Here is a 1981-nt window from a genome sequence, read left to right on the forward strand (position 1 = left end):
TTTCTTCCGATCACAGTTCCCGGATTCAGGACAGAACCACAGCCAACCTCTACATGATCTCCGAGCATTGCTCCGAATTTCTTGACACCTGTCTCGATCTTCTCATTGCCGTCCTTGACTACGACAAGCTTCTTGTCGGATTTTACGTTAGAGCAGATGGAACCGGCTCCCATATGGGATTTGTATCCAAGGACAGAATCCCCTACATAGTTGTAATGCGGAACCTGTACTTTGTTGAATAATACGGCATTCTTAAGCTCTGTGGAGTTTCCTACGACAGCGCCCTCACCTACGATGGCGTTTCCACGGATGAATGCACAGTGACGCACTTCTGCTTCCTTACCGATGATCGCCGGTCCGTTGATGCAGGCAGTCGGTGCCACTTTTGCACTTTTTGCGATCCAGATGTTGCCGTCCTTGCAGTCATATTCCTGCGGATCCAGTATCTCACCGAGCTTTACGATAAAAGCTCCGATCTCCGGAAGGACTTCCCACGGATAGGTCTTGCCCTCAAATAATTCACCTGCAATCGTCTCGTTTAGATCCAAGAGATTTGCGATTGTAAAATCCTTTAACATTTATACTTTTCCTCCTCGTTTTGGCGTTGTCTGTTTTTTCTGATAATTGACCGCCGCCGCATCAAAAAACTGCCGCAGTGCATACTGATAGTTGCTCTGTTCCACCTGGTCGGTACGGATCCTGACAAAATGCTCCAGTTTGTCCATATATTCCTGAGGCGTGATACTGCCCTCTGCGACATAATTCAGACCTTTTTCCCAGCTTGCAGTCAGTTCCGGGTTCAGAAGCTGGCGAATGGAACAGTTGACCACATCAAAGATCATCTCCCCGAGAAGCGTCGGCGTGATCACCTGTGTCTTCTTGTTCAGAGCAAGATATTTGATAGAAAAAAGTTTCTTCAGGATCTCTGCCCTGGTCGCACTCGTTCCGATCCCGCTTCCCTTGATCTGCGCGCGCAGTTCCTCGTCCTCGATGAGCTGTCCTGCATTTTCCATTGCAAGGATCATTGAACCGGAATTGTAGCGTTTCGGCGGTGAAGTTTCGCCTTCCTTGATATCCAGCGAATCTACCGTCAGTATATCACCTTTTTTGAGCTTATGCAATGCAGCAAGAAGCTGTGCATCACAGGAGACATCCTCACTGTCACTTTTTTCTGTATCCTGCGCTTTTGCGCCTCTGCGGGCGAAAGAATTCGTCGCATATTTAAGGTATCCTTCCTCCTGAAGTACCTTGAAGCTGGAAAAAAACTTCTCCCCCTGCATCATTGTTACCAGGCTGACTTTCTGATAGACTGCCGGCGGACAGAAAATGCACAGAAAACGACGCACGATCGTCTCATAGACTCTCTGTGAAGTGACCGGCAGACTGTTCAGTGCATTTAAGCCCTGACCGGTCGGAATGATCGCATAGTGATCTGTGATCTGCTTGTCATTGACGTATCTTGTCTTCGCGATCGTCTTGTAGCTTCCCATCTGAAGGACTTCTTCTGCGGTAGTTCCGATCGCAGGATAATTGCGAAGTCCTGAGATATTCTTGTAAATTTCCTTTGATACTGCGGCAGAAAGCACTCTGGCGTCCGTTCGCGGATAAGTGACAAGTTTCTTCTCATAGAGTTCCTGCGTGATACGGAGAGTCTCATCCGGGCTGATCTTGAACAGCTTGGAGCAGACATTCTGAAGCTCTGCCAGGTTAAAAAGAAGCGGCGGGTTCTTGTTTTCTTTCTTGCGCTCAATCTTGTCAACGCTGCATCTGAGCGGCTGCTCCGTGCTCAGAAAATCGATCAGTTCCTGTGCGTGTTTCTTTTCTTTGAAACCATTTTCCTTGTATAAATAAGGAGACTGGAAATAACGGCTTCCCTCCACGGCTCTCCATTCACCGTCGAATTTCTCCCCTTCCAGTGCGATTCCTGAGATCACCCTGTAGAATGGTGTCTTGACGAAAGAGCGGATCTCTCTTTCCCTGC

Annotated in this window: 2 protein-coding genes; both read right to left on the reverse strand. The window is 48.2% G+C overall.

Translation table 11 applies throughout. The features are described 5' to 3' along the window. Positions 1-578, reverse strand: a 578-nt coding sequence (locus QZL69_RS13060) for a UDP-N-acetylglucosamine pyrophosphorylase (protein WP_291519738.1), incomplete at its 3' end; no start/stop codon positions are given. Beyond that, positions 579-1981: type IA DNA topoisomerase (locus QZL69_RS13065; RefSeq protein ID WP_291519740.1), on the reverse strand; the 1403-nt coding region annotated here is incomplete at its 5' end.

It is taken from the genome of Blautia sp. CAG:237 (assembly GCF_000436615.1).
Classification (GTDB): Bacteria; Bacillota; Clostridia; order Lachnospirales; family Lachnospiraceae; genus Blautia_A; species Blautia_A intestinihominis.